This window comes from Actinacidiphila rubida, assembly GCF_900110255.1.
GTDB lineage: Bacteria > Actinomycetota > Actinomycetes > Streptomycetales > Streptomycetaceae > Actinacidiphila > Actinacidiphila rubida.
In genome coordinates this window covers 1-21,090 of sequence record NZ_FODD01000048.1, presented here as the reverse complement: position 1 = coordinate 21,090, position 21,090 = coordinate 1, and the positions used below count along the sequence as shown (strand labels likewise).

Sequence of the window (21,090 nt, the reverse complement as noted above, 5' to 3'; positions counted from 1 at the left end):
CGGGTGCGAGCCCGGTCAGCGGTGGTAGGTCACCGTCCGGTGGGGACGGTTCTTCAGGAAGGCGGCCATCCAGGCGGGTTCGGTGATGGCTGCCGGGCCGCCGCCCTTCTTGATGGGCGCCTTGGTGACGGTGTAGCCGCCCGGCAGGTACCCGGGGGACCGGGTGCCGACCTGGTATCCGGTGTCGTCCAGGACGACGTCGTACCGGCCCGGCGGCACGCCGTACGTGGCCAGCCGCACCGTCAGCGACGTGCCGTCGGCGCTGACGGACACGGGGTACGACATCGGGTAGTCGATGACCGAGAGGCCGTTCTTCCGCAGGTCCACCGTCGTGCCGAGCGTCAGGTTGGTGCCGTGCACGACCACCTGGTTGTCCGATTCGGCCGGACCCGACGCGGGCGACAGGGCCGTCACGTCCGCGGTCTTGGGCCCCGTCGCGCACTGGGACGTGCACACGCCCTGGAGCGTGTACGGGACGGGCAGGGCGGTGTCGCCCGGGCTGAGGAGGAACAGCACCTGGGCGGCGCTGGTGCTGCCGGAGCACTGGTACCGGAATCCCGGCGAGGACTCCATGCACTGGTAGTGGAAGTCGTAGCCGGAGCCGTTCCAGGCGTTCCCGTCGTAGATGCCCAGCGCGGGGACGTGCGCCGGGTCGCCCGTCGCCAGGTACACGTTCCAGAGCTGGTGCTGCTTGACCTGCATCACTCCGCAGAGGGCCGCCGAGGTCTGCGTCAGGCTGCCGGTACGCGGCCCGAAGCCGTCCGCGGGCAGGGAGTTCGCCGTGCACTGGGACACCCAGCCGGAGGCGGTGCCGACCCGCCAGGTGTCCACGTGGGCGGCGATCGGCGTGCCCGCGTAGTTCGAGGCGAGGACGGCGACCACGTAGTCGGCCGAGCCGCTGACCCGGCACGAGGCGCCGTACTGCCAGCACACGATGGCGCCCGAGGAGTCGACGACCAGGAGGTCGGCGCCGGTGTTCGCGGCGGCCGCCGGGGTCCGCACGGACAGCCACAGCTTGTCCGTGGTGGCCGCCTTGACGCGCAGGCAGCGGGAGTCGAGCGCGGAGGTGAAGGTGTAGTCGGTGGCCGCGCTGCCGACGGTCAGCGACGCCGGGGCGGCGCACGACGCCGTCGAGGACACGTCGCGGTGCACGAGGTGGTAGGTGTCGGCGGTGCCGACGCCGACCAGGACGGCCGTGTAGCCGGCCCCGGCGGTGAACCGGCACGTCGTCGTCGAGCTGCCGATGGTCGCGCACACCTGGTCGCCCGCCGCGTCGAAGACCTGGACGGAGGCGTTGACCTTGTTCGCGGTGTTCGTGAAGTCGAACATCTCCGCGGTGGAGTGCCCGCTCGCGGGGAGCGCCAGGCAGGCGGTCTGCCGGACGGCGGTGAGCGTCACCGCCGTGCCCGTGGAGCCGCCGAACGCGGACAGCGGCCAGGCCGCGCAGCCCGCGCTGTCACCGGTGCGCTGGACGGTCAGGCCGTAGACGGCCGGCCGGGGCGCGGTGAGCACCATGTGGAAGGGCGCGGTGCCGGTCAGCTTGCAGACGTGGAACGCGTACGTGTTCTCGCACTGCTGGACGCCCGCGGCGTCGTACACCGTCTCGTCCGGGACGTACCCGGCGTCGGAGTAACTCGCGGCCAGGTAGAGCCCGTTGCCGGAGGCGGTCGGCAGGGTGAGGCAGTCGCGCACGCCCGCCGCGGACAGGTCGACCCGCAGGGCGCCGGTGGCGAAGCCCGTGTCGGAGCCCGCCGCGCATCCCGCGGTCTGCGCCGGGGAGACGAACACGGGCGTGAACGTGCCGTCGTCGACGTAACCGGGCCGGAACACCATGGCGTACGTGCCCGCGGCCGGGAACGTGCACAGGGCGGCGCCCTGCGCGCAGAACCGCGTGCCGTCCTCGCGGTAGACCCCCGTGCCGCCCACGTCGTACGCGCCCGCCGCGGGGACCTGGAGCAGCCAGCAGGGGTCGGTGGACGGGACCGGCGCGGTGCCGTAGGCCTGCGGCGACAGGGCGGTGCAGCCCGCGGGGTGCGACAGGCCGCCGATGCGCATGCTGTACGTCCCGGTGAACGCGTACAGGCTGTGGGTGACGACCCGGTAGGGGCCGGTGCCGGTGAGGACGCAGCCGTCCTGGCTGCTGCCGTCGGCGGTGTCCCTCGAACAGCTCGGCGCGCCGGACGGGTCGACGATCACCGCGCTCAGCTCGGCGTAGACGTCCGGGCTCGCGGTGAGGTCGATGCGGTCGCCGGCCGTCGCGTCGAACGCCTGGCAGTCCACCTGCACGGGGGAGGCCAGATCGCCGTGCAGCGGCGGCAGGTCGTAGGCCGTGCCCACGGCGGCGGCGCAGCCGGTGGTGCTGGTCAGCGGGACGAGTGCGATCGCGTAGGAGGCGTCCTCGTAGGGCGACACGTCGTCCACCAGGAGGCTGTAGGTGCCGGCTCCCGGCAGGCTGTCGCACGTCGCGTCGTCGCTGCCCTGGCAGACCGGGGTGCCGTCGGCGGTGTACAGCTGCCAGGAGGCGGCACCGCTGGTGGAGGCCCCGCCCTGGAGCGACACCTGCGCGGGCCCGGCGGGCAGCGCGACCGCGCGGCACGTCACGCCGCCGACCGGCACCGTGCCGGAGGCCGCGCCGGATCCCGGGTCGCCGAAGGGTGCGGGGGCCAGCGTCGTGCAACCGGAGGGGTGGGACAGCCGGTTCACGGCCAGGGAGTAGGTGACGGCCTGCGCGTAGACGCTCTGCACGAGCATCCGGTAGGGGGCCGTGCCCGAGAGCGTGCAGGCGTTGACGTACGAGGAGGCGTAGCAGACCGCGGTGGCGTTGGCGTCGTACATCGTGCCCTGGAGCCCCTGGGCCAGAGTGCCGAGCCGCAGCACGTCCCCGGCGGCGGCGCTGTCGCCGAACGCGTCGCACGCGGAGGCGGCGCCGGCGGCGAGCGATCCGGTCAACGGCGTCCCGCCGAAGGCCAGATCGGCGTCGGTGACCGCGTGGCACGGGGAGGATCTCAAGGACGACGCCGCGAGCGTGTAGGCGCCGCTGCCGTACTGGTCGGTGACCGTGAGCGTGTAGTCGCCGGCCGGACCCGTGGTGCACGTGGTGGGTCCCGCTCCCCCGACGCAGCGGAACACGGCGTCGTCGGGACCGGTGAGCCGCAGGGTCAACGCGGCGTCGGCGGCCGTGGCGAGCTGAATCGTCAGCACGTCGTCATCGGCGGTGGTGGTGACGGTGTAGGTGTCGGTGCCGCCCTGGGTGATCGACGAGCAGGCGTGCACGGTGTCGAGCGGCAACGGCGCGCCGCACCCGGTGGTCTGGGTGTCCGCCCGTGTCGCCGAGGCGGCGGCGCGGGCCGCGGAGGCGGCGCGCAGGGCCTTCACCTGGGCGGCGGACGGCGCCGGGGCCTTCTTCGGGGCGGCCTCGGGCTTCGCCGTTCCGGAGGCCATGGGGCCCGCGGCCGGGAGCGTGCTCGGCGCGGGCTTCGCCGACGCGGTGGGCGCCGGGGGCCGCGTCGAACGGGTGGACTCCGCGTGGTGCGCGGAGGCGGACACGGCGGTGGCGGCGGGCTGTGCCGCCGCGCTTGCGGAGCTGGCCTGGCTGGGTCCCGCCCAGCCGAGCAGCGCGACGGCGACACCGGTGGCGACGGCCGCACGCGCGGCCGCCCACGGTCTCCCGTGACGCCGCCTGAACCGGCGCACCTCGCCGGAAACGTCTGACATAGGTCCCCCCCTGGAGACACCGCCCCGGCCCCGTGAGGATCAGAGGGCCACTCAGGGCCCGCAAAGCGTAGCGACCTCCTCGGACACGCGGCCAAGCAATTGGGCCGGTCGCGCCGGACCTGGTCCCGGAGCGGGCCGGTCCGTCCCAACAGGCGTGCGGTGGTCCGGTGTTCAGGACGCGGTGAAGGTGCCGCGGTGGAGGGTGAGGGTGCCGTCGGTGAGGGCGATCGCGTAGTTGAGCATGCGGGTGGGACCGTCGGCGAGCAGGGCGGGAAGGGTGAGGGGGGCGGGGGCGGCGGAGAGGCGGCGGCCGAGGGCGGAGAACCAGTCGGCGGCCCAGGAGGTGTCGTCGGTCCACTCGACGAGGTCGAAGCCGGCGGCGGCGATGTCGCGGCGGAGCTCGTCGGGAGTGGCGAGGAAGCTGTCGGAGCCGTCGAGCGACCAGGGCAGGGGCAGCGGGGGCCGGGCGTCGCCGGCGCGGCAGACCTCGTGGACGGCGAGGCGGGCGCCGGGGCGCAGGCGGGCGGCGATGTCGGCGTAGAACGCGCGCTTGTCCGCGACGTTCATCTGGACGTGCAGGGTGACCGCGGCGTCGAAGCCGGTCAGCGGGAGGCCGGACAACCGGGTGTGGTGGAAGCGCACCCGCGCGTCGAGGCCCGCGTGCGCGGTGAGTTCGCGCGCGGCCTCCACGTACGCGGCGGTGATGTCGACGCCGACGACGTCGCAGCCGGTGGCGCGGGCGATCTGGCGGGCCGGGCCCCCGAAGCCCGAGCCGACGTCGAGCAGCGTCGTGCCGGGACCGAGGCGCAGTGCGGGGACGAGGCGGTCGACGGCCTCGGGGCCGCCCGCGTGGAACTGGTCGACGCCGTCGAGCTGGTCCTGGGTGAGCGCCGCCACGTCGGTGCGGGCCAGCCGCTCGATGGCGTCGATGATGCCGGACTCGTCGTAGGTCATCGGCACGGCCGCCTCTCCGGGGGCGTGAAGCACACGGTCTCTACTTGAAAAAATAAAGCGACTACTGGAGGAAGTCAATGCGCGCTAGCGTGGAGCCGTGAAGAGCTACCACCAGTACTGCTCCGTCGCCCGCGCACTGGACGTCGTGGGCGACCGCTGGGTGCTGCTCATCGTCCGCGAGCTGCTGGCGCTGGGCCCCGGCCGCTACTCCGACCTGCGGCGCGGTCTGCCCGGCATCGCGACGAACCTGCTGGCCGACCGCCTGCGGACCATGGAGGCGGCAGGGCTCGTCGAGCGCTTCGACGCGCCGCCGCCGGTCGGCACCCCGCTCGTCCGGCTCACCGCCCGCGGCCGCGAACTGGAGGACGTGGTGCGGGCGCTGGCCCGCTGGGGGCTGGAGGACATGGCGTCCGGTCCCGGCGCCGCCGACACCGTGCAGCCGCACTGGACGGCGCTGGCCGGGGCGCTGCTGCTGCCCGGCCGGCTCGCGCCCGGCGCCCGCGTCGTCGTCGCCATCGAGTCGGGGAGCGGGTCCGGCAACGAGCGGCTGCACATGATCCTGGAGCCGGACGGGTTCGCGATCCGCCGGGGCGGCGCCCCGGCCGCGGACGTCACGCTCACCGGTCCCGCGATGCTCGTCGGCGCGGTCCTGTCGGGCGCGCTGACCCCCGAACGGGCAGTCGAGATGGGGCTGGAGGTCGACGACCGCGCGCAGGTCCTGCCCGGCCTGGTCACCGGGACCGCGACCGCCGCCGCCCCCGCCGGCTGATCCCCGGCGCGCTCCCGCGCTCTCCCGCGGCCGCCCACTTCGCGGACCGTGCGGTGTCTGCCCCTGTGAGAGCCGGCCCACCGGGACGAACGCGGGGAGACCCGCGCGGAACGGCGGGGCCGGGCAGGTCGGACGCCGGGGTTCGGACGTCCGGAGACGCAGGGAGTGGTCATGGGCAGGATCGTGATCGGCACGAACACGGCGCTCGACGGAGTGGTGCAGGACCCGGACGGGCAGGAGGGCACCCCGGGGGGCGGCTGGTTCACCGACGCCATGGGTGCGGACCGCGAGGCGTGGGCGGAGCACGAGATGCGGGAGGCGGCGGAGGCCTCGGCCCTGCTGCTGGGCGGCCGCAGCGACGCGTGGTTCGCGTCGCGGTGGCTGTCGCGCGAGGGCGCGTGGGCGGACCGGCTGAACGCCATCCCCAAGTACGTCGTCTCCTCGACCCTCCAGCAGGCGCGGTGGAGCAACGCGACGGTCCTCGCCGGGGATCCGGTGAAGGAGGTCGCGGAACTGAGGCGGACGGTCGACGGCGACATCGTCGTCTACGGCAGCCTCCGACTGGCCCGGACGCTGATCGCGAACGACCTGGCGGACGAGCTCCGCCTCATGGTGTTCCCGGTCGTCGCCGGCAGCGGCGGGCGGCTCCTCGACGAGGCCGCCCTCGGCGGCACGCGGGCGCTGCGCCTGCTGGAGACCCGCCGGATCGGCGGCCAACTGGTCCTCCAGACCTACGCGTTCGCCCGGTGACCGCGGGCCGGGCGGGAGGCTCAGCGGCTCACCGCGGTCTCCCGCCCGACCGCCGTGCCACCCACCGGACGCCGGCCGGACGGCTTCCGTGACAGCCGCGGCCGATGGCGCACGTCACATCGGCACACCGTCACAGGCCCGGGGTCGTTGACATCTTGTGTGCGTTCAGCGCAGCAGCACACACACCGCGTGAACGCCACAAGTGAGGACGCTCCATGGAACCCCGGTTCAACCTGCTGGACAGCCCGACCGCCGCGAAGGCCTCGAAGCGCTTCTACAGCGCGTCGCTCGCGCTCCACGAGTCGTCGCTGCCGAGGAACCTGCAGGAGCTGGTGTCGCTGCGGGCCAGCCAGCTCAACGGCTGCGGCTGGTGCGTCGACATCCACACCCAGGAGGCCGACGCGCTGGGCGAGACCCCGCAGCGCCTCGGCCTGGTCGCCGTCTGGCGGCACAGCACCGTGTTCACCGAGGCGGAGCGGGCCGCGCTGGCGTTCGCCGAGGAGGCGACCGTCCTCGACGGCGGCAAGGGCGTGTCCGACGCGACGTGGGAGGGCGTCCGCAAGCACTTCGACGACGACCAACTGGGCACGCTGGTCTGCGTGATCGGCATGATCAACGCGTCCAACCGGATGAGCCTGGCCGTCAACATGATGGGCGGCACCTACGAGCGGGGCATGTTCGACCGGCTCGGCTGACGCGCCTCCCCCGGCCGGACGCCTCCGAAGACGCGGCGGCCCCGCCCGAAGGCGGGGCCGCCGCGCGGGAGTCCGGTCAGGCGTCCGTGTCGCGGCCCGTCCCGGGATCCGCCCCGGGACCGCCCTCGGGGTCCGGTGTGCGGGTGCCCCCCAGGTGCGAGGCCAGGTCCTTCGTGAGGTGCTCGTCGCGGTTGAGCGCCAGGGTGTCGGCCACCGGGCCCAGGTGGGCCAGCTTGTCGGGGTTGCTGACCGAACGGATCGTCTGGATACGGCCGTCGAGGATGTCCAGCGTCCAAGTGTTGAGGACCCGGCCGTCGCGGTCGCGGAAGATCCCGCCCGGGTGGCCGTTCATCTCGTGCAGCTCCACCGAGCCGCCGACCCGCACGAACAGCTCGACGAGCCCGCGGATCACCTTCGACACGTTGCCCAGGCCGAGGAACTCGTCGGCCACGCGGGGCGCCTTGCCGCCGCTGTCGCCCACCAACGTCACGTCGGCGGCCAGGAGTTCGGCGAGCCCGTCGACGTCGCCCTCGCGGAACGCGTCGAAGAAGCGCCCCGCCAGCTCCTCACGTTCCCTGCGGTCGGCCTCGAAGCGGGGCCGGCCCTCGTCCATGTGGCGGCGCGCCCGCACCGCCAGCTGGCGGCACGCCGCCTCCGAACGGCCCACCGCCGAGGCGATCTCCGGGAAGCCGAACCCGAAGACCTCCCGCAGCACGAACACCGCGCGCTCCAGCGGGCTGAGGCGTTCCAGCAGCACCAGCGCGGCCATCGACACCGAGTCGGCCAGCTCGGCCGACCGCTCGGGGTCCTCGTAGGGGTCGGTGAGCAGCGGTTCGGGGAACCACGGGCCGACGTACTCCTCGCGCCGCACCCGCGCGGAGCGCAGCACGTCGATGGAGAGCCGGGTCACCACCGCCGACAGGAACGCCTTGGCGGAGGTGGGTTGGGTGGAGGAGGCCGCATAGCGCAGCCACGTCTCCTGCACGGCGTCCTCGGCCTCACTGACACTGCCCAGGATCCGGTACGCGATCGAGAACAACAGGGACCTGAGCTCTTCGAATTCCTCGGCTCGCGTCAAGCCAGCTCCTCCTTGAAGCCCTGGCGCCACGAGGGATACCGCAGCTCCCAGCCCAGCTCCCGCTTGGCCTTGGCGTTGGAGAAGCCGCGCCCCTCCGTCATCATAATCACCACGACCCGGCCGGCCAGCACCCGGGCCATCCACACCGGCACGCGCATGGGCTTCCTGGCACCCGCGCACTCCGCCAGGTACGGCAACCACTGCGCCGCCGGGGCCGGTTCGTCGTCCACGATGTTGAACACGCCGCGGGCCTTCTGCTCCAGCGTCAGGACGGTCGCGGCGGCCGCGTCGTCCAGGTGCACCCACGAGGCGTAGCCGGCGCCGTCGCCGACCAGCGGGAACTTCCGCAGCCGCACCAGCTCCACCTGGTCGTCGATGGCGCCGGGGCCGTAGAACCCGCCGTAGCGCAGCACCGCGCCGCCGGCCCTGACCACCACGTCCTCGACATGGCGCAGCGCCTCCATCGACGTCTGCGCGGCGGTGCCCTCCTCCATGTCCAGCGGGTCCTCCTCGGTCTTGACCCAGCCGCCCTCCCGCAGGCCGTTCCAGTTGGCGTAACCCTGCGCCACGACATGGCCGACGCCGTGCGCCTCCGCGGCCGCGAGCAGGTGGTCGGTGCCCTCGGTGCGCAGCCGGATGGTGGGCTCCGCCCACCGGTCGAAGTGCTTCAGGTCGGGCTTGCCCGCGTGCTTCAGGGAGATGCCGGTCATCTGGTGCACGATCGCGTCGGGCCGTGCCTTGCCGACCGCGTCGGACACCGACCCGGCGTCCAGCCCGTCCATCACCACTCCCTGCGCGCCCAGTCGCTCCAGCACGCCCAGTTTGTCGGCGCTCGTCGTCGTCGCGACCACCTCGTGCCCGCGGGCCACGAGCTGCGGCACCAGCCGCCGTCCGAGCACCCCGGCTCCACCAGCAACGAACACGCGCACAGCCATCACTCCCCTGTATCCGGAATATCTCCATTTCTCTCTACCATCCGGGGCAGTCCGGTCAGCGGTGCCGCGGCGCGCGTCGGGAGTGACGTGCGATCCGTTCCGGGACGGCGGGGGCGGGGGGCCGGCAACTCACCGGCGAGCAGGAACGGTTGTCCGGGACACGCGCTGCGGGCGCCCGCGCGGGCGCCCGCAGCGCCGTGGCCGGGGCCTACAGGCCCACGTCGCGGTTGCGGATGTCGGCCAGCGACTCGCGGCGCACCAGCAGCCGCACCCGGCCGCCGTCGACGGCCACCACCGGGGGCCGGCCGACCATGTTGTAGCCGGACGCCATCGACACGTGGTACGCGCCGGCCGCCGGGACGGCCAGCAGGTCGCCGGGGCGGATGTCGGACGGCAGCGGCACGTCGGCGGCGAGCACGTCCCCGGCCTCGCAGTGCCGGCCGACGACCGTCACCAGCGCCGGGCGGGCGGTGGACTCGCGCCCGGCCAGCCGCGGCGCGTACCGCACCCCGTACAGCGCGGGCCGCGGGTTGTCGCTCATGCCGCCGTCGACGGCCACGAACGTCGTGCCGGCGGTGCGCTTGACGACCAGCACCCGGTACAGGGCCACACCCGCGGGTCCGGCGATGGCCCGGCCCGGCTCGACGGTCAGCCGCGGCACCGGCAGCCCGGCCGCCGCGCAGCTCTCCGCCAGCTCGGCGTACACCTTGCGGGCCAGCACGCCGATGTCCATCTCCGGCTCGCCCGGCCGGTAGCAGATGCCGTGGCCGCCGCCCAGGTCGAGCTGTTCGAGGGTGACGCCGTGCGAGTCGCGGACCCGCGCCAGCAGGCCGACCATCCGGCGCACCGCCGCCAGGTACGGCTTGACCGCGGTGATCTGCGAGCCCAAGTGGCAGTGCAGGCCGACCAGTTCGAGCCGGGGCTGCTCCAGCACGCGGGCGATGGCGTGCTGCGCGGACCCGTCGGCGATGGACAGGCCGAACTTCTGGTCGTCGGTCCCGGTGCGCACGTGGGCGTGCCCGCCGGCCGCGATCCCGGGCACCACCCGGACCAGCACCTTCTGGCGGCTGCCGGACGGCACGGCCGCGGCCAGCCGCGGCACCTCCGAGGAGCTGTCGATGACGATCCTGCCGACCCGCAGCCGCAGCGCGGCGTCCAGGTCCTCCGGGCTCTTGGCGTTGCCGTGCAGCACGATGCGGTCCGGCGGGAAGCCGGTGGTGACCGCCAGCTCCAGCTCGCCGGCCGAGCACACGTCCAGGCCCAGGCCCTCCTCCTGCACCCAGTGCGCCATGGCCCGGCACAGGAACGCCTTCGCCGCGTACACGACGTCGGCGTTGGGGAACGCCCGCAGGTACGTCCGGCAGCGTTCGCGCACCTCGGCCTCGTCCACCACGTAGACGGGGGTGCCGTGCCGCTCGGCGACCTCGCCGAGCGGCACGCCGCCGACCGCGAGGCCCTCGCCCGGCAGGACGCGGGCGGACTCCGGCCACGGCGCGGTGAGGGGCTCCTCGCGCGCCGGGGTCGCGGGGGTGGCGGGGCTGCCCGGAGCACCGGGCGACGGCGGCGTCGCGGGGGTGACGGGGGTAGCGGGGGTCACGGGTGTTGCCGAAGGCATGACGGTGGTCATCCTGGGCACCTCCTCAGCCGATCCAGAGGGTGAGCGCTTCGACGGCGGCGGCCATGGCGGTCACCCGCATGACGCCGACCATCTGCGGATCCCAGCCCGTCCGCGCCGACGGCTTGGGAAGGGAGCCGGGGCCCGCGGCCACGGGCACGGCGGCGGGGGCCGGGGCCGTTCCGGGAACGGGGGCCGGGGCGGCCCCGGCCTCGTGACGCACCGGCGGGGCGGCGAGCTGCGGGTCGACCGTCAACGCGGTCACACCCAGCGGCTCGGCCAGCGCCCGCAGGGCCGGCACGGAGAGCCTGGTGCACGCCTGCTCGCGGCCGAGGACCGCGGTCATCCGGCGGTGCGAGGTGAAGCCGACGGCCGTGCGGTCGCCGAGCGGAGTACGGAACATGCGGGCCGCGAATCCGTAGGGTCCCGGCCGGACGGGCACGTAGAGCAGTCCGGCCGGGAGTCGATCGGAGGGCTCGGGGTCGTCCGTGTACAGCGAGTCGGTCATGGCGAAGCTCCTTCGAGCACGAGGTCCCCGGGCCGGGAAGGAAGCCCGGGGCACGTCAGTGACGGTATGTCCGCCCCAGGCGGCCCAGCGGCCGCTCCTGACGCACCCCTGACGGCGGACGACCCGGTATTGGCGCAACGCTGACGGCGGCCCGTCCGGACCCCCGTGACGCCCGCATCACAGAGTTCCCACAAGGTCCGTCCCTACCGTGCGGCACTCCGGTCCGCACGAAAGGGAGCTGGTGCCATGACGGATCGTCCTCGACCGCGCCGCCGCGCCCTCGCGCTCTGCGCGGGGCTCGGCGCGGTGCTCCTGCTCGGCGCGTGCACGAGCGGCGGGGCCCGCGGGGAGGGCCCCGCCCCGTCGTCGCCGGCGTCGTCCGCGGCGTCCCCGGGAGGGCCGGCCACCCGCCCCAACATCGTCTTCGTGCTCACCGACGACCTGTCCTGGAACCTCGTGCCGTACATGCCGCACGTCAAGGAGCTGCAGCGGGACGGCACGACGTTCGACGACTACTTCGTCACCGACTCCCTCTGCTGCCCGTCGCGTTCGTCGATCTTCACCGGCGACTACCCCCACAACACAGGGGTGTTCACCAACAACGGCGACGACGGCGGCTATGCGGCGTTCAACCGCAACGGCGACGAGAAGAAGTGCTACGCGCCCGCCCTGCAGAAGGCCGGCTACCGCACCGGCTTCATGGGCAAGTACCTCAACGGCTACCAGCCCGGGAACACCAACGGCACCGGCACGCCGTACGTCCCGCCGGGCTGGAACGAGTGGGACGCGGCCGGCAACGGCTACCCCGAGTTCGACTACGACCTCAACGAGAACGGCAAGGTCGTCCACTACGGGCACGACCCGTCGGACTACCTCACCGACGTCGTCGGGCGGAAGGCCCGTACGTTCATCGACGGCGCGGCCACCGACCACAAGCCGTTCATGCTGGAACTCGCCACGTTCGCACCGCACGCGCCGTCCACGCCCGCGCCGCGCGACGCCCACCTCTACCCCGGCGTCCAGGCACCGCGCGGCCCCGCCTACGACACGCCGCCGACGCCGGTGCCGGCCTGGCAGCGCGGCCTCACCCCGCTGACCGCGAAGGACCAGCGCTCCATCGACCAGAAGTTCGCCAGGCGCGTCCGCTCCGTGCAGGCCGTCGACGACCTGATCGCGGGCGTCCGCGCGGAACTCACCGCGAAGGGCCTGGCCGGCGACACCTACGTCGTGTTCAGCTCCGACAACGGCTTCCACATGGGCGAGTACCGGCTCCGCCCGGGCAAGCAGACCGCGTACGACACCGACATCAAGGTGCCGCTCGTGGTCGCGGGCCCGCACGTCCCCGCGGGCCGCAGCACCAGCGCGCTCGCCGAGAACGTCGATCTCAGCCCGACGTTCCAGGACCTCGCGGGCGCCGGCGCGCCCCCCACCGCGGACGGCCGCAGCCTCGCCCCCCTCCTGCACGGCTCCTCCGCCCCCGACTGGCGCCGGGCGGTCCTCGTCGAGCACCACCATCCCGGCTCCGCCGCGAACGATCCGGACGCGGCGCCGGTCAACAGCGGCAACCCGCCCACCTACGAGGCGATACGCACGGCTGACGCCGTGTGGGTGGAGTACGCGGACGGCGAGCGCGAGTACTACGACGTGGCGGCGGATCCCTCCGAACTGCACGACGCCGCCGCTTCGTTGTCCCCGGCGCGCAAGTCGGCGCTGCACGCCGAGCTGGTCGCCCTCCAGCACTGCGCCGGAGCCGCCGCCTGCACCAAGGCGGCGTCCTGAACGGACGCGACGCCCCTGCCCGCACAACGGGGTGCCCCCGCGCCCCTTCGGCCTCCGGGGTGCCGCGCGCTGCCGTCTGCCGGTCTCGTCTCGGCTGGTCGCGCAGTTCCCCGCGCCCCTTTCGGCATCCGGGGAGCCCCCGAGCCGCCGCGCCCGTCGCACGGTGCGTTGTGGCTGGTCGCGCAGTTCCCCGCGCCCCTGGCGGTGCACGTCGGGGGGTGGGTCAGGGGCCACTCCGGGAGTGTCTCCTCGAACTGTGCGTGCACCGTTCTTCCGTGCCCTACCCGGGCGGATGCACAGTTCTGCGGGGACACACCCGGATCGTCCCCTTCCGGCCCGTCCCCGTCTGCGGGAGGGCTTTGGCTGTGTCCCATGTCCCCCGCCGCACGGTGGGTAAGCGGGAGGGGGTGGGGAGGAAGTGCTCCCCGCAGAGAAATGTGCGCGGCCCCCGGGTGCGGATGCGTACGAACCCGTATGCACATTTCCGAGGAGACGCTTCCGGAGCGCCCCCGACCCCACGGACAAAGGGCACGCACACCAGGGGCGCGAGGAACTGCGCGAGCAACCACCCACCGGCCGGTGGACGGCGACGCACCGCAAGGGGCAGGACGGATGCCGACCCAGCAAGCCCCGGGGGCACCCCGTAGGCCGAGAACACCCACCGGCCGGCCCGGGGGCACGCGACAAGCCACGACGAGACCCGCGGACGGCAGCGCGCAGCGCGGTGCACCCCGGATGCCGAACCCGAGGGAGTTACGGTGCAGAGATGACCGTTCCCGCGCGTCCGCCGCTGCTGTTCCTCGACGTCGACGGTCCGCTCATCCCGTTCGGCGCGGCGGCCGGGGAGCTGCCCGGCGGCCGCTACCCGACGTACGAGAGCCCCGCCGCGCCGGAGCTGGAGGCCGTGCACCCGCTGCTGGCCAGGATCGACCCGGCACTCGGGCCGCGGCTGCTCGCGCTGCCCTGCGAACTGGTGTGGGCCACGACCTGGGAGTACGACGCCAACCTGCTGATCACGCCGCTGCTGGGGCTGCCCGAGCTGCCGGTGGTGTGCTGGCCCGACCTGTCGGACGAGCAGATCCCGCTCGGCCTGCACTGGAAGACCCGTACGCTGCTCGGCTGGTCGGCCGGCCGGCCGTTCGTCTGGGTCGACGACGAGATCACCGCCACCGACCGGGCGTGGGTCGCGGCCCGGCACCCCGCGCGGGCGCTGCTGCACCGCGTCGATCCGCGCCACGGCCTCACCGACCGGGACTTCGCGGTGCTCGAGGCGTGGCTGCGCCGCGGCGGCACCGGCTACGGCACGGCCGGCGGCCGCACGGGTGGCGGGGAGTTCGGTGACCGCAGCCGGTGCGGGGGCGACGCCGAGGGTTCGACGCCGGGGGCGGTGCCGTGACCGCCGGCGCGGGCCGGGGGCCGCGGACGGCACGCCCCCCGGCCCGCGCCGTGGCGGTCAGGCCAGCACGCGCTGGTGCAGCGCCGTCACCGCGGTGCGCGCCGAGGTGAACGCGCCGTGCTGCCAGGCGTCCATGTAGCTGAGCCAGTCGCCGGCGAAGTAGACCCGGCCGGTGGGCTGGGTGAGCGGCTTGTAGCGCGGGGCGTCGGGGCCGCCGGGCGTGCTGTGCCAGGAGGCCTCCTGGTAGGGGAACTGCCGCCAGTGGTGGGAGAAGGAGGACACGAGCTCGCTGCGGTACTTCTCGCCGTAGATCTTCACGCCGGCCGCCACCGCCCGCGCCTCGCGCGCCTGCGGGCTGAGCGCGGCGTAGGAGTCGGCCTTGGAGCCGGTGTTGTAGTAGCCGATGAGCACGCCGCGCGGGCCGTGGAAGCCGTACGACGGGTGCCAGATGTGGGTGACGTCCAGGTCGGTCTCGGTGATGCCGCCGTAGATGCGGTGGTCCGTCTCCCACCAGCGCGAGCGGTACTCCAGGCCGATCTTGCCGGCCGAGGACGGGGTGATGGCCTCCAGCGCGGACTGCACGCCGGACCCCAGGTTGTGCGGCACCTTGGCGAGGATGTTCGGCGGCATCGCGGCCACGCAGTAGTCGGCGTCGACGGTCCGGGTGCGGCCGCCCTGGGTGTAGGTGACGGTGACGCCGTCCGCCCGGTCGGTGACCTCGGTGACCGCGCAGCCGGTGCGGATCCGGCGTGACCCGATCGCCTGGGACAGGGCGTGGGGTATCCGGTCCATGCCGCCGACCGGCTGGAACATCAGCATCGCCTGGTCGAACTCGAACTCGAAGGCGAAGTAGCGGCCGACGCCGGACGCGAAGACCTCCGAGGCGGTGGGCACGGCGGTGTCCACCACTCCGGGGACGCCGGCCGCGGCCGGCCAGACCGAGTAGCCGCGCCGGGTGCTGCCGGTGTAGTCGAAGCTGTCGCCGAGGTCGCCGTAGTCCTTGAGGAACTCCATCAGGCGCTCGCGGTCGTCCGCGGTCAGCGCGGCGTCGAGTGCGCCCTGGTCGCCGGCCTTGGCGAGCAGTTCGGTGACGTAGCCGAACACGTCGGCCTTGGCGGCGCGGTAGCGCACCGGCGCGGTCATCCCGGCCGACTCGTTGTAGAGGTACGCGTCGGCGTTGACGTTGGTGAACACCTCGATGGGCACGCCCAGTTCACGGCAGTAGTCGAGGGTGACCATCCACTGGGCGATGCGGGCCGGCCCGGCGTTCATGTACTGGCCGTCGGAGAAGCGGGCGGTCTGCCGGTTGCCGTACAGGTCGGTGGTGGTGTCGCCGCCGCGGACGGTGAAGTTGCGGCCGCCGGCCCGGTCGCGGGCCTCCAGGACGGTGCAGTCGTAGCCGGCCTTGCCGAGTTCGTAGGCCGTGGTCAGTCCGGCGATGCCGCCGCCGAGCACCACGACCTTCGCGGCGGCGCGCCCGGTCAGGGTGAAGTCGCCGGGCCGCGGCGCGCGGTACGGCGCGCCGCGGGTGGCCGCCTGCGCCGTCGGTGTGAGGCCGAGCGCCCCCATGGTGGCGAGCATCGCGCCGGCTCCGCCCGTGGCGCCGACGGCGCGCAGGAAGTCGCGGCGATTGAACTGGGTCATCGGTCATGTCCCCTTTCGCTGCTGGCCAGGGGACTGTGGCAGCGCCGCGTTACGCGCCGTGCGGTCACGTGTGTCGTACACGTAAGCGAGCGATCACCGAGGGGGACCCCGGGGTCACAAGATGGCAATGATTTTCATGACTTCCCCGACGACCATGGTTGTGAAAGTCGTTTTCATCTACGGTGGGACGCAGAGGGCCGCAGCCGGGCCCCGCGCCAGCGAGGAGAGCACCGCGTCATGAAGGCAGCAGCACACCGACGTCAACCGCGTCCCGCCCGCCGCGCGCCGTTCGCGCGGGTCACGCCGACCCGGCTGGCCCTCGGCGGAGTCGCGGTGCTGGCCGCGCTCGCCGCCACGGCCTGCTCCACGGCGTCCACCGGGTCCACCGGATCCACTGGATCCACCGGCTCCTCGTCCGCGACGGGCGGCGGCACCCCGGGTTCCGCGGGCGACGGAAAGGGCGGCGGGCGGACGATCCAGGTGGTGGCCGCGGAGAACTTCTGGGGGAGCCTGGCCGCCCAGCTCGGCGGCGGCCACGTCCACGTCACCAGCGTCATCGACAACCCCGACGCCGACCCGCACGACTACGAGCCCACCGCGAAGGACGCCAGGACCGTGGCGTCCGCGCGGCTCACGATCGTCAACGGCATCGGCTACGACAGCTGGGCCGGAAAGCTGCTGGCCGCCACGCCCTCCCCGGACCGCACCGACCTGGACGTCGGCGACCTGGTCGGCGTCAGGCCCGGCGGCAACCCGCACCGCTGGTACTCGCCCGCCGACGTCCACACCGTCGTCGAGCGGATCACCGCGGACTACAAGACGATCGACCCGGCCGACGCCGCCGACTTCGACCGGCTGAAGAACACCTTCGAGACCCGCACCCTGGCGCCCTACACCCAGGCCGTCGCCGGGATCAGGGCCGCCTACGCGGGCACCCCGATCGGCGCCTCCGAGTCCATCGTCAGCCCGCTCGCCGAGGGGCTGGGCCTGAAGATGCTGACGCCCGCGAGCTTCCTCGGCGCCATCAGCGAGGGCACCGACCCGACCGCGCACGACAAGGCGCTGATCGACCGGCAGATCAAGGACCGGCAGATCAAGGTCTACGTGTACAACAGCCAGAACGCCACACCCGACGTGCAGCAGCAGGTCAAGGAGGCCAGGGCGGCGGGCATCCCGGTGGCCACCGTCACCGAGACCCTCACCCCGGCCGGCGCGTCGTTCCAGGACTGGCAGGTCCGCCAGCTCGACGGCATCCGGCAGGCCCTGGCCACGGCCCTGGGGAAGTGACCGTGACCACCCCGGCACGCACCCCCGGCGCCGTCCCCCGCCAGGACACCGGAACGGACCCCGCCCGCTCCGCCGCGCCCGTCGTCTCGCTGCGCGGCGCGTCCGTGCGGATCGGCGGCCGCACCCTGTGGTCCGACGTCGGACTCGACGTCGGCGCCGGCCAGTTCGTCGCCATCCTCGGCCCCAACGGCGTCGGCAAGTCCACCCTCCTCAAGGTCCTCCTCGGTGTGCTGCCGCCCGCCTCGGGCGAGGTGCGCGTGCTCGGCACCGCACCGGGCAGGGCCGGGCAGCGGGTCGGCTACCTGCCGCAGCGCCGCAGCTTCGACCCCTCGCTGCGGATGCGCGGCCTGGACATCGTCAGGCTCGGCTGGGACGGGGACCGCTGGGGGCTGCCGCTGCCCTGGTCGGCAGGACGCAGGGACGCCGGGCGCCGGATCGCCGAGGTGGTCGAGCTGGTCGGCGCGAGCGGATACGCGCACCGGCCGATCGGCCGGCTCTCCGGCGGCGAGCAGCAGCGGCTGCTGATCGCGCAGGCGCTGGTGCGCCGCCCCGAACTGCTGCTGCTCGACGAGCCGTTGGACAGCCTCGACCTGCCCAACCAGGCCGCCGTCGCGGCGCTCGTCGGCCGCATCTGCCGCGAGGAGGGCGTGACCGTGATGATGGTCGCTCACGACGTCAACCCGATCCTGTCCCGCCTGGACCGCGTGGTGTACCTCGCCGAGGGCGGCGCGGTCACCGGGCCGCCCGAGCGGGTCATCACCGCGGAGACGCTGTCACGCCTGTACGGGACGCCGATCGAGGTGCTGCGCACGTCCGACGGCCGGCTCGTCGTCGTCGGCCAGCCCGAGGCGCCCGCCCGGCACACCGACCGCCACACCGCCGGCGGCCGGCCATGACGGCGGTCACGGCACTGGCCGACGCCTCCGCCGGCTGGTCGTGGAACCCGGTCGACGACCTGCGGCAGATGTGGGCGTACCCGTTCATGGTGAACGCCTTCCGGGCCGGCACCATCACCGCCGTCGCGTCCGCGGTCATGGGCTGGTTCATGGTGCTGCGGCGGCAGAGCTTCGCCGGGCACACCCTGGCCGTGGTGGGCTTCCCCGGCGCGGCCGGCGCCGTCCTCGCCGGCGCGTCCGCGGCCTGCGGCTACTTCGTGTTCTGCGTCGCCGCCGCCCTGGTCATCGCGGCCGTGCCGCGCACCGGCCGCGACGCCGGCGCGCAGGAGGCGGCGCTCACCGGCACCGTGCAGGCGTTCCTGCTGGCCTGCGGCTTCCTGTTCACCGCCCTCTACAAGGGCCTGCTCGGCGGGGTGACGTCGATGCTGTTCGGCAGCTTCCTGGGCATCACCACCGGCCAGGTGCGGGTGCTGCTCGCGGTCGCCGCCGCGGTCCTCGTGGCGCTGGCCGCGCTCGGGCGGCCGCTGCTGTTCGCCTCCGTCGACCCCGACGTCGCCGCCGCCCGCGGCGTACCCGTGCGGCTGCTGTCCACCGGGTTCCTGGTCCTGCTCGGCGCGGCCGCCGCCGAGGCCAGCCAGATCACCGGCACCCTGCTGGTCTTCGCGCTGCTGGTGATGCCCGCGGCCACCGCGCAGACGCTCACCGCGCGCCCCGTGCGCAGCCTGGCCCTGTCCGTGGCGATCGCCGTCGCCGTGACCTGGCTCGGCCTCACCACCGCCTACTACTCCGACTACCCGCTCGGCTTCTTCGTCACGACGTACGCCTTCGCCGCGTACGTGCTGGCCCGCCTCGCCCGGCTCGCGGCCGGCCGCCTGCCCCGCCGGGCCCTCCTGCCCGCGGCGGGTGCGGCATGACCGGCGCCCTCGCGGCCGTCACCGCCGCCGCACCCCCGTGGGCCGCCTGGGGCGGCGCCTTCGGGCACCCCTTCTTCCAGCACGCGCTGCTCGCCGGCACCGCCATCGCCGCCGCGGCCGGGCTGACCGGGTACTTCCTGGTGCTGCGCGCCCAGGTCTTCGTCGGGGACGCGCTCAGCCACGTCGCGTTCACCGGCGCGCTGGCCGCGCTGGCCTTCGGCGCCGACCTGCGGATCGGCCTCTACGCGGCGGCCGTCGCGGTGGCGCTGCTGCTCGGCGGCATGGGCACCCGCGGGCGTGCCGACGACGTCGCCATCGGCAGCGTCTTCTCCTGGATCCTCGGACTGGGCGTCTTCTTCCTGACCCTGTACACCACCTCGCGCAGCGCGGGGAACGGCAGCGCCGGCGTGAGCGTGCTGTTCGGGTCGATCTTCGGCCTGTCCTCGGCCCAGGCCCTGACCGCGGCCCTCGTGGGCCTCGGCATCTGCGCGACGCTCGCGGCCGTCGCCCGGCCGCTGCTGTTCGCCTCCCTCGACGAGGCGGTGGCCGCGGCCCGCGGCGTCCCCGTCCGGCTGCTCGGCTTCGGCTTCCTCGCGCTCGCCGGGGTGTGTGCGGCGGAGGCCACCCAGGCGGTGGGCTCGCTGCTGATCCTCGGCCTGCTCGCCGCGCCCGCCGGAGCCGCGCACCGGCTCACCGGCCGCCCGCTGCCGGCCCTGGCCCTGTCCGGCGCGCTCGCCGTCGCCGAGATGTGGACGGGTCTGGCCGTCAGCTACGCCGTGCCGCGGATGCCGCCGAGCTTCAGCATCCTGGCCGCCGCGACCGCCGTGTACGCCGCGACGTACCTCCCCACCCTGCGCCGGCGCCCCGCCGTCTGACCCGGAGGCCGGTCGCCGGGCGTCGTATACGCCCTGTGTATAGTTCGCGGGCGGCCCGCGCCGTGCGGGCCGCGACACAGGGAGATCCCGCATGCGTAGCTCGACCCTGCCGGCCCGCGGGCTGGCCGCGCTCCTCACCACGGGCGCGCTCGTCCTCGGCCTGGCCGGGTGCAACGGCTACGACGCGACCGCACCGGCCGCCGCGCGGGACCACGCCACCACCGCGGGCCAGGCCGACTTCGCCTCCGGCCCGAACGGCACGGTCGACTGCCGCAAGGCCAAGTGCGTGGCCCTCACCTTCGACGCCGGCCCCAGCGTGCGCACCCCGCAGATCCTGGCGATCCTGCGCAGCCACCACGTCCACGCGACGTTCTTCACCCTCGGCAAGAACCACGTCATGGTCCACCCCGAGATGGTGCGGCAGATGGCCGCGGACGGCCACGAGATAGAGACCCTCACCTGGTCCCACCAGATACTCACCAAGATCAGCAAGGCCGAGGTGCGCAAGGAGATCACCGAGGGCCGCGACGCCGTCGAGAAGGTCACCGGCACCCGCCCCACCCTCCTGCGCCCCCCGCAGGGCCGCACCAGCGGCACCGTCACCGCGGTCGCCAAGGACCTCGGCATGGCCGAGGTCGAATGGAGCGCGAACGGGGCGGACTACCGCACGACGGACTCCGCGTTGATCACGTCGCGGATACTGAAGCAGACGAAGCCGGACGGGATCATCCTGCTGCACGATCTCGTGGATCCCACGAACCACGGATACAACGGCACGGTGGCGGCGATCCCCGGGATCATCACCGCACTCCAGGCGCGGGGGTACACGTTCGTGACGGTGCGGCAGCTTTTGGCACCGGGAGTGCCGGTTCCTGGCGAGGTCTACAAGTAGGCGTGCCGGCCACCGGCCGGTGGCAACGGGGTGCCCCTGGGGCTTGTTCGGCCGTGTGCCGCGCCATCGTGGCTGGTCGCGCCGTTCCCCGCGCCCCTTCGGCTTCCGGGGTGCCCCCGGGGCTTGTCGGCCGTGTGCCGCGCCGTTGTGGCTTGTCGCGCAGTTCCTCGCGCCCCTGGTGTGCGTGCCGTTTGTCCGTGGGGTCGGGGGCGCTCCGGAAGCGTCTCCTCGGAAATGTGCATACGGGTTCGTCCATCGGCTTGCCCGGGGGCCGCGCACATTTCTCTGCGGGGAGCACTTCCTCCCCACCCCCTCCCGCTGATCCACCGTGCGGCGGGGGACATGGGGCACGGCCAAGGTCCTCCCGCAGACGGGGACGGGCCGGAAGG

The 21,090-nt window shown here is 74.0% G+C and carries 18 protein-coding genes; 11 read left to right on the top strand and 7 right to left on the bottom strand.

The genetic code is table 11. The annotated features are described in order from the left end of the window. Positions 1 to 15: 15 nt before the first annotated feature. Positions 16 to 3,288 carry a hypothetical protein gene (locus BMW99_RS33435; protein ID WP_141726402.1) on the bottom strand — a complete coding sequence of 1,091 codons (3,273 nt, stop codon included), beginning with the start codon at positions 3,286 to 3,288 and terminating at the stop codon, positions 16 to 18. Between BMW99_RS33435 and BMW99_RS33430 the strand changes: the two genes are divergently transcribed. Then, complete coding sequence (locus tag BMW99_RS33430; protein ID WP_141726401.1) at positions 3,251 to 3,673, top strand: hypothetical protein; 423 nt, start codon at positions 3,251 to 3,253, stop codon at positions 3,671 to 3,673. The two genes, BMW99_RS33435 and BMW99_RS33430, sit on opposite strands and share 38 nt — an antisense overlap. Before the next feature lie 212 nt (positions 3,674 to 3,885). Here the strand turns inward: BMW99_RS33430 and BMW99_RS33425 are convergent, their stop codons facing one another. Then, the gene (locus tag BMW99_RS33425; protein ID WP_075018111.1) at positions 3,886 to 4,668 is read right to left on the bottom strand and encodes an SAM-dependent methyltransferase; all 783 of its coding nucleotides are present in this window, start codon (positions 4,666 to 4,668) and stop codon (positions 3,886 to 3,888) included. A gap of 97 nt (positions 4,669 to 4,765) precedes the next feature. On the opposite strand from BMW99_RS33425, the gene BMW99_RS33420 reads away from it, so the two are divergent. The 3 genes from BMW99_RS33420 (at position 4,766) to BMW99_RS33410 (ending at position 6,882) form a co-directional block, all read left to right on the top strand. Further along, the gene (locus BMW99_RS33420) at positions 4,766 to 5,437 is read left to right on the top strand and encodes a winged helix-turn-helix transcriptional regulator (RefSeq protein ID WP_069464503.1); all 672 of its coding nucleotides are present in this window, start codon (positions 4,766 to 4,768) and stop codon (positions 5,435 to 5,437) included. A gap of 171 nt (positions 5,438 to 5,608) precedes the next feature. Continuing rightward, a complete protein-coding gene (locus BMW99_RS33415) occupies positions 5,609 to 6,187 on the top strand; it encodes a dihydrofolate reductase family protein (protein ID WP_069464504.1) in 579 nt (192 codons plus the stop codon). Positions 6,188 to 6,402: 215 nt separating this feature from the next. After that, positions 6,403 to 6,882: a carboxymuconolactone decarboxylase family protein gene (locus BMW99_RS33410; RefSeq protein WP_069464505.1), complete on the top strand. Its 480-nt coding sequence runs from the start codon at positions 6,403 to 6,405 to the stop codon at positions 6,880 to 6,882. 76 nt (positions 6,883 to 6,958) lie between these two features. Here the strand turns inward: BMW99_RS33410 and BMW99_RS33405 are convergent, their stop codons facing one another. The 4 genes from BMW99_RS33405 to BMW99_RS42975 all read right to left on the bottom strand — a co-directional run bounded on the left by BMW99_RS33405 (position 6,959) and on the right by BMW99_RS42975 (position 11,018). Beyond that, positions 6,959 to 7,960: an RNA polymerase sigma-70 factor gene (locus BMW99_RS33405; protein ID WP_079138570.1), complete on the bottom strand. Its 1,002-nt coding sequence runs from the start codon at positions 7,958 to 7,960 to the stop codon at positions 6,959 to 6,961. Further along, the gene (locus tag BMW99_RS33400) at positions 7,957 to 8,895 is read right to left on the bottom strand and encodes an NAD-dependent epimerase/dehydratase family protein (RefSeq protein WP_069464506.1); all 939 of its coding nucleotides are present in this window, start codon (positions 8,893 to 8,895) and stop codon (positions 7,957 to 7,959) included. The genes BMW99_RS33405 and BMW99_RS33400 overlap by 4 nt, the downstream gene beginning before the upstream one ends. Before the next feature lie 208 nt (positions 8,896 to 9,103). Further along, positions 9,104 to 10,522 (bottom strand): diaminopimelate decarboxylase, encoded by a 1,419-nt coding sequence (gene lysA / locus BMW99_RS33395; RefSeq protein WP_075018110.1) that lies wholly within the window; start codon positions 10,520 to 10,522, stop codon positions 9,104 to 9,106. A gap of 13 nt (positions 10,523 to 10,535) precedes the next feature. Then, positions 10,536 to 11,018, bottom strand: coding sequence for an SAV_915 family protein (locus tag BMW99_RS42975; protein WP_075018109.1), 483 nt, complete (start codon positions 11,016 to 11,018; stop codon positions 10,536 to 10,538). A 246-nt stretch (positions 11,019 to 11,264) separates the two neighbouring features. Between BMW99_RS42975 and BMW99_RS33385 the strand changes: the two genes are divergently transcribed. Further along, complete coding sequence (locus tag BMW99_RS33385; protein ID WP_075018108.1) at positions 11,265 to 12,797, top strand: sulfatase family protein; 1,533 nt, start codon at positions 11,265 to 11,267, stop codon at positions 12,795 to 12,797. Positions 12,798 to 13,563: 766 nt separating this feature from the next. Further along, positions 13,564 to 14,193, top strand: coding sequence for an HAD domain-containing protein (locus BMW99_RS33380; RefSeq protein WP_075018107.1), 630 nt, complete (start codon positions 13,564 to 13,566; stop codon positions 14,191 to 14,193). Between the two features lie 57 nt (positions 14,194 to 14,250). On the opposite strand, the gene BMW99_RS33375 is transcribed toward BMW99_RS33380, so the two are convergent. Beyond that, positions 14,251 to 15,774: a flavin monoamine oxidase family protein gene (locus BMW99_RS33375; protein WP_177226129.1), complete on the bottom strand. Its 1,524-nt coding sequence runs from the start codon at positions 15,772 to 15,774 to the stop codon at positions 14,251 to 14,253. 300 nt (positions 15,775 to 16,074) lie between these two features. Between BMW99_RS33375 and BMW99_RS33370 the strand changes: the two genes are divergently transcribed. From BMW99_RS33370 to BMW99_RS33350, 5 genes are all read left to right on the top strand, one after another. Further along, positions 16,075 to 17,124, top strand: a complete 1,050-nt coding sequence (locus BMW99_RS33370) for a metal ABC transporter solute-binding protein, Zn/Mn family (RefSeq protein WP_075018105.1) — start codon at positions 16,075 to 16,077, stop codon at positions 17,122 to 17,124. Between the two features lie 2 nt (positions 17,125 to 17,126). After that, complete coding sequence (locus tag BMW99_RS33365) at positions 17,127 to 18,020, top strand: metal ABC transporter ATP-binding protein (protein WP_079176268.1); 894 nt, start codon at positions 17,127 to 17,129, stop codon at positions 18,018 to 18,020. Further along, positions 18,017 to 18,934, top strand: coding sequence for a metal ABC transporter permease (locus tag BMW99_RS33360; RefSeq protein ID WP_069465215.1), 918 nt, complete (start codon positions 18,017 to 18,019; stop codon positions 18,932 to 18,934). The genes BMW99_RS33365 and BMW99_RS33360 overlap by 4 nt, the downstream gene beginning before the upstream one ends. Beyond that, complete coding sequence (locus BMW99_RS33355) at positions 18,931 to 19,809, top strand: metal ABC transporter permease (protein ID WP_069465214.1); 879 nt, start codon at positions 18,931 to 18,933, stop codon at positions 19,807 to 19,809. Before BMW99_RS33360 ends, BMW99_RS33355 begins: the two co-directional genes overlap by 4 nt. A 91-nt stretch (positions 19,810 to 19,900) precedes the next feature. Next, positions 19,901 to 20,701, top strand: a complete 801-nt coding sequence (locus tag BMW99_RS33350; protein ID WP_069465213.1) for a polysaccharide deacetylase family protein — start codon at positions 19,901 to 19,903, stop codon at positions 20,699 to 20,701. The last annotated feature ends 389 nt before the right edge of the window (positions 20,702 to 21,090 follow it).

Bases quoted from the DNA above. Each gene is read 5' to 3' on its own strand.
- BMW99_RS33415 (WP_069464504.1), top strand. From the start codon at position 5,609: ATGGGCAGGATCGTGATCGGCACGAACACGGCGCTCGACGGAGTGGTG.
- BMW99_RS33355 (WP_069465214.1), top strand. From the start codon at position 18,931: ATGACCGGCGCCCTCGCGGCCGTCACCGCCGCCGCACCCCCGTGGGCC.
- BMW99_RS33425 (WP_075018111.1), bottom strand. From the start codon at position 4,668: ATGACCTACGACGAGTCCGGCATCATCGACGCCATCGAGCGGCTGGCC.
- BMW99_RS33375 (WP_177226129.1), bottom strand. From the start codon at position 15,774: ATGCTCGCCACCATGGGGGCGCTCGGCCTCACACCGACGGCGCAGGCG.
- BMW99_RS33380 (WP_075018107.1), top strand. From the start codon at position 13,564: ATGACCGTTCCCGCGCGTCCGCCGCTGCTGTTCCTCGACGTCGACGGT.
- BMW99_RS33385 (WP_075018108.1), top strand. From the start codon at position 11,265: ATGACGGATCGTCCTCGACCGCGCCGCCGCGCCCTCGCGCTCTGCGCG.
- BMW99_RS33370 (WP_075018105.1), top strand. From the start codon at position 16,075: ATGAAGGCAGCAGCACACCGACGTCAACCGCGTCCCGCCCGCCGCGCG.
- BMW99_RS42975 (WP_075018109.1), bottom strand. From the start codon at position 11,018: ATGACCGACTCGCTGTACACGGACGACCCCGAGCCCTCCGATCGACTC.
- BMW99_RS33350 (WP_069465213.1), top strand. From the start codon at position 19,901: ATGCGTAGCTCGACCCTGCCGGCCCGCGGGCTGGCCGCGCTCCTCACC.
- BMW99_RS33400 (WP_069464506.1), bottom strand. From the start codon at position 8,895: ATGGCTGTGCGCGTGTTCGTTGCTGGTGGAGCCGGGGTGCTCGGACGG.
- lysA (WP_075018110.1), bottom strand. From the start codon at position 10,522: ATGACCACCGTCATGCCTTCGGCAACACCCGTGACCCCCGCTACCCCC.
- BMW99_RS33410 (WP_069464505.1), top strand. From the start codon at position 6,403: ATGGAACCCCGGTTCAACCTGCTGGACAGCCCGACCGCCGCGAAGGCC.
- BMW99_RS33360 (WP_069465215.1), top strand. From the start codon at position 18,017: ATGACGGCGGTCACGGCACTGGCCGACGCCTCCGCCGGCTGGTCGTGG.